Source organism: Moorena sp. SIO1F2 (assembly GCF_010672755.1).
In the GTDB taxonomy this organism is placed as follows: domain Bacteria; phylum Cyanobacteriota; class Cyanobacteriia; order Cyanobacteriales; family Coleofasciculaceae; genus Moorena.
The window spans coordinates 1-4,567 of the sequence record NZ_JAAHFV010000454.1 but is presented as its reverse complement, the minus strand read 5'-3'; the positions used below and the strand labels follow the sequence as shown (position 1 = coordinate 4,567).

General features: G+C 43.2%; 6 protein-coding genes. 1 reads left to right on the top strand and 5 read right to left on the bottom strand.

Going from position 1 to position 4,567, the window contains the following annotated elements:
* Positions 1-284 precede the first annotated feature (284 nt).
* The 4 genes from F6J94_RS34515 to upp form a co-directional block, all read right to left on the bottom strand.
* Entirely contained in the window at positions 285-545 is a 261-nt protein-coding gene (locus F6J94_RS34515) for a DUF3368 domain-containing protein (protein WP_367142295.1), read from the bottom strand.
* A gap of 54 nt (positions 546-599) precedes the next feature.
* Complete coding sequence (locus F6J94_RS34510) at positions 600-770, bottom strand: hypothetical protein (protein WP_365939934.1); 171 nt, start codon at positions 768-770, stop codon at positions 600-602.
* An 8-nt stretch (positions 771-778) separates the two neighbouring features.
* Positions 779-1,012 (bottom strand): UPF0175 family protein, encoded by a 234-nt coding sequence (locus tag F6J94_RS30720; protein WP_293019890.1) that lies wholly within the window; start codon positions 1,010-1,012, stop codon positions 779-781.
* Between the two features lie 389 nt (positions 1,013-1,401).
* Positions 1,402-2,037, bottom strand: coding sequence for a uracil phosphoribosyltransferase (upp, locus tag F6J94_RS30715; RefSeq protein ID WP_293047205.1), 636 nt, complete (start codon positions 2,035-2,037; stop codon positions 1,402-1,404).
* Between the two features lie 399 nt (positions 2,038-2,436).
* On the opposite strand from upp, the gene F6J94_RS30710 reads away from it, so the two are divergent.
* On the top strand, positions 2,437-4,152 hold the full coding sequence (locus tag F6J94_RS30710; RefSeq protein WP_293047204.1) for a VWA domain-containing protein: 1,716 nt from the start codon (positions 2,437-2,439) through the stop codon (positions 4,150-4,152).
* 89 nt (positions 4,153-4,241) lie between these two features.
* Here the strand turns inward: F6J94_RS30710 and F6J94_RS30705 are convergent, their stop codons facing one another.
* Entirely contained in the window at positions 4,242-4,367 is a 126-nt protein-coding gene (locus tag F6J94_RS30705; protein ID WP_293047203.1) for a hypothetical protein, read from the bottom strand.
* Positions 4,368-4,567: the final 200 nt, after the last annotated feature.

Genomic DNA, 4,567 nt, shown 5'->3' with positions numbered 1-4,567 from the left:
CAAAGTGATGCTAAATGTTAGTATTTGGGGTGGAACGCTCCCAAGTTTTTTTGAATTCACAGATAAACAAGGCAAATATCAAAGTGTGGGTCTCATCACGAGAAATCTGTGGTCAAAGTTACAAATCAAACTCACTACAGGGAGTCAGCTGTCAGCTAAAGTAGGGTGGGCAAAGTAGTCTAATCATTAATCATTATTGGAACCAAACTGTTTTTGCCCACCCTACAATCTAATCTAACACCATTAACTTAATGCTTTTTAGCACCACAACTGTCTTAATTGATTTATTCCTGGGCAGTTTTCAAAACCTCTGAATATAGCTTACTGCTGACTCTAAAACCAGCTTGGTTAATTAAATCATCCATGATCGGTTTAATGGCTGGAACCATTCCCTGACGTTTTGCTGTCAGCAGAATGCCTAGCACTCCAATAATTCTTAATCCCAAATCCGTTGCTGCTTGTCTACCCAAACGCTCATCAATTAGCAGGTGAGTTGCCTTCATCTCGATTGCTAGGGCGATTGCCTCCGCTTCTCCGACATTCAATCGATTTCGTAATTCACTTACTACTGCTTGGTTTTGGACTGATTGTACTGTTATCTAAGTCGCTAACTGAACTGCCGTGATCACAGCTTTTCCAGCTCTCTCATCCAAAAGTTCTTGATGAACTGCCATCGGAATCAAAACTGTCCCATATAGTTGCTGGAGAAGATTTAACTCCCCTACCCTCGCCAAGTTTGAGATTGGTGAGGTATTGCTCACAATAGTCATGTTTCAACCTATTTTTCCAAAGTTTGGAGGTCTTCCAAGAATTCAGCGACATCGTAGTGAACACAAATTCCCCGCTCTGCTAGCAAGGTTTGAAACTGCATTCGATGCATTCCGAGCAATTCACTAGCCTTTCCTAAACTGATTTTGTCCTGTTGGAAGAACATAATCACAATAGTCAGCAATAATTCGCTTTCTGACAAACCACTTGCTTCTACAATGTCATCAGAGATTACCAAGCTCATGGATATTCCTTTGAGTGTTATGCTTGGATCCTAACATCCCGCCCCTAGCAGCTAGTGCCAATGTTGGGTAAAGTTTTTCAACCGCTCCCTACGCGCTTACGCGCTTTGCACCATTTTAGCTAAAGTAGGGTGGGCAAAGTAATCTAATCATTAATACTAATTTGAACCAAACTGTTTTTGCCCACCCTACAAGCTACAAGCTCTACTCCCTAATCCTCTTTATAGCACTACACATTAAGGTGTTTGACATTGATACAACCAGCACAAGCTTTTTAGGTGCGACCCGTGGCGAATTTAATAATTAGATGCGGAAAGCGCACCTGTAGTAAACTTTTTCCTCTTGCCTCTTGCCTCTTGCCTCTTGCCCTTGCGCGTAGCGCTATATTAGATTACTTCGTACCATACAAGCGATCGCCTGCATCCCCAAGTCCTGGAACAATATAGCCATGGTGATCTAATTCTTGATCAATAGCCGCCGTGTAAATCACTACATCTGGATGTTGCTGTTGGAAATAGTCAAGCCCTTGCTGTGCTGCTAATAAGCAAAGAAACTTAATTGACTTCGGGCTAACTTCCTTGAGTCGGTCAACAGCAGCAACCGCAGTATTACCTGTAGCTAACATCGGATCAACCACCAACACATCTCGCTGAGTCATATCATCGGGGAGTTTGAAATAATATTCGATGGGCACAAAGGTATGGGGGTCACGATACAAACCGATATGACCGATACGAGAGGATGGGATTAGTTCTAGAATACCATCTAACAGACCCTGTCCAGCTCGCATAATCGAGACAATCACCATCTTCTTTTCTGAAGCCAGCATCGGAGCTAGCATCGGCGAGATTGGTGTATTGATTGGTTCATACTTCAGGGGCAAATCCCGTGTTACCTCGTATGCCAACAATAACCCAACTTCTTTAAGGAGTTTACGAAATTTGGCTGTACTCGTTCCAGCCTGACGCATCAGGCTTAACTTATGCTGCACAAGAGGATGGTAAATTACTTTGACATTATTGATCATTAGTGATTGATCATCAGTGATTGCTGCCGACCTATTTGACTTTAACAGAATGTGAGACTATTTCAAAAATAAACGGTGGTGTGGGTAATTTGTATATGGCTAATTTTTAGATAAAGTGTGATCTTAATAGATAAGAATATAGCATTTACCAATATATAGCGTTGATTGCATGTATGAGGTACAATTACCAACCTCAAAGTCCCCCTTTTTAAGGGGGATTTAGGGGGATCACTTTGTACCTCATGGGAAACAGAATTGCTATATCATTAAACCAAATACTGATTTATGATAACACAAAAAAATCCTGGCATCCCTCTTTCCTGCTGTTCCCTATTCCCTATTCCCTGTTCCCTTTTTTAATCAATCCTATGTTTACATCTCAAATAAAAATTCGATATTATGAATACTAAATTATTGAGTTATCAGCGCCTAACTTACCTGAGCACTGCGTTGGGTATTCTTTTTCTAGGAGCTTGCACGGGAAAACCCAACCGTCTAACCCAGCAAAGCTTTGAGGTCAAATTCTTAGTCGGTAGCGCCTTAGGGCAATTCTGCGAGCAAGCAGCGGAGCAATTTAACCAACAACAGCCCAAATTAGCCAATGGTAAGGGGTTCTTTCTCAGCTGCGACACTAAAAGTAGTAGCGATGTGGTAACTAGTCTGACATCCCTGGCACAACAACTCAAATCCCGTAGCCTTAAGCGTAATGCGCCAGAATTTCCTACCTTAGTTTCCGTGGATGGGGAAATCTATCATCGTCAGTTAATCGATCAGATCAATCAGATTTTTCCAGGGAAAGATTACATGGGAGAAATTACCGATGCGCTGTTGTTAGCCCATAGCCCCATGGTATTTATGACATCGGCAGAATTAGCCGATGGATTACGCCAGCAACCGGATTTGTACAAAGCTTTGGTGAGTACCAAAACCCACCAGGAACTGGATCCCAATAGCCCTCAATTGCCCATTCACCTTGTCCACACTGCTCCTACTCGCTCCAATTCTGGTTTACAAACCTTAGTGGCCCAATTTGCCAGTGTCTCTGGCAAAGGACCAGAACACTTGACAGTAGCAGATGTGCAGGGTTATCAGACACAGATCCAGGCTATACAAAGTAAAGTGATTCGCTATGGTGTCTCTACTAGTTCTTTGGCAAAGGACATGGTAAAGAATGGTTCATTTTGGGCATCGATTGCTTCAGTGTACGAGTCTTCGGTGATTGCTGCAAATTCCAATCAGCAAGCTGGGCAAAGCCGCTATGAGGCAGTGTATCCCCAGGCCACCTTTACCTCCAATATGCGAGCAATTTTACCCAAAGCTCCTTGGGTGAGTAGGCAGGAAAAGGCTGCTGCGCAACAGGTGATTGATTATTTGCGATCGCCTGTTGTGCAAAAAATTGCCACAGAACTTGGTTTAAGACCAGGTGTACCAGAAGTGCCATTAGGTGCCAAGTTTTCTGCTCAATTCGGTGTTGACTCCAAGGCCAGATATGATTCCCTGAGTTCCCCTCAACCAGAGGTAGTGGCAGCAATGCTCAAGTCCTGGCAGGAATTTGCCAAAAAACCCTCACAAGTGGTGGTGCTGGTAAACTCTTCCGGTTCTATGTCGGGGAATAAATTAGCAGCGGTTCAAAAGACCTTGCGCGCATACATCGAGAGTTTAGGACCAACAGAGCAAATTGCCCTGATTGATTTTGATTCCGAGATTCGTCCACCAGTATTGGTAGATAGCAGCCCTCAAGGACGCGATCGCGCCATGGCGTTTATTGTTAATCTCAACCCTGACGGGGGTAATCGGTTATATGATGCTGCCCTCGAAGCCCGTAACTGGTTACAAAAAAATTACCGAGAGCGTGCCATTAATGCTGTGGTGATTTTGACCGATGGCGACGATTCTGATTCTAAGCTTCGTCTTGAGCAACTGTATCAAGAACTGGAAAAAAGTGGCTTTTCCAGCGAGAAGCGAATTGCCTTTTTCACTGTTGGTTACGGTAACGAAGGAGACTTTAAGCCCAAAGTACTAGAACAAATTGCTGAATTTAATTGGGGATACTACCGTCAAGGGGATCCATCAAGTATTTTTAAATTAATGGCAGATTTAAAACTAGAGTTTTAAAAATTATGAATTATGACAGATGAATTGATAATGAGTCCCTCTAAATTATAGAGCTATCGTTGATCAGCCAATGATTAAACTTAGCTTGATTATCCGATGTCTGTGTTAATCGGTGGTGTATTACCTGGTTGACTCAGAAAAGTAAAGGAAGCTGTTGAACTATCGTAGGTGCGCGCCTCTACCCAACGCGATCGCTTGTGCTGATTGGGTTTCATACTTCAACCCAACCGACATCGACGCATATTTGCCAGTCAATCAGGGTGTATAGCGTTTTTCATAGCGATGAGGTACACATAAGTTATTCCCTATTCCCTCTTCTGAGTTCGCTGTTCCCTGTTCCCGGATCCGCTGTTCCCTAAAACCTAAGACTCTGTACATCATTGTTTGTTTCAGTGGCGTCGTTAGCCGCAGACAT

What these genes read in the sequence shown, in the direction of transcription:
- F6J94_RS30720 (WP_293019890.1), bottom strand. Translation starts at nt 1,012, where the DNA reads ATGAGCTTGGTAATCTCTGATGACATTGTAGAAGCAAGTGGTTTGTCA.
- F6J94_RS34510 (WP_365939934.1), bottom strand. Translation starts at nt 770, where the DNA reads ATGACTATTGTGAGCAATACCTCACCAATCTCAAACTTGGCGAGGGTA.
- F6J94_RS30710 (WP_293047204.1), top strand. Translation starts at nt 2,437, where the DNA reads ATGAATACTAAATTATTGAGTTATCAGCGCCTAACTTACCTGAGCACT.
- F6J94_RS30705 (WP_293047203.1), bottom strand. Translation starts at nt 4,367, where the DNA reads ATGAAACCCAATCAGCACAAGCGATCGCGTTGGGTAGAGGCGCGCACC.
- upp (WP_293047205.1), bottom strand. Translation starts at nt 2,037, where the DNA reads ATGATCAATAATGTCAAAGTAATTTACCATCCTCTTGTGCAGCATAAG.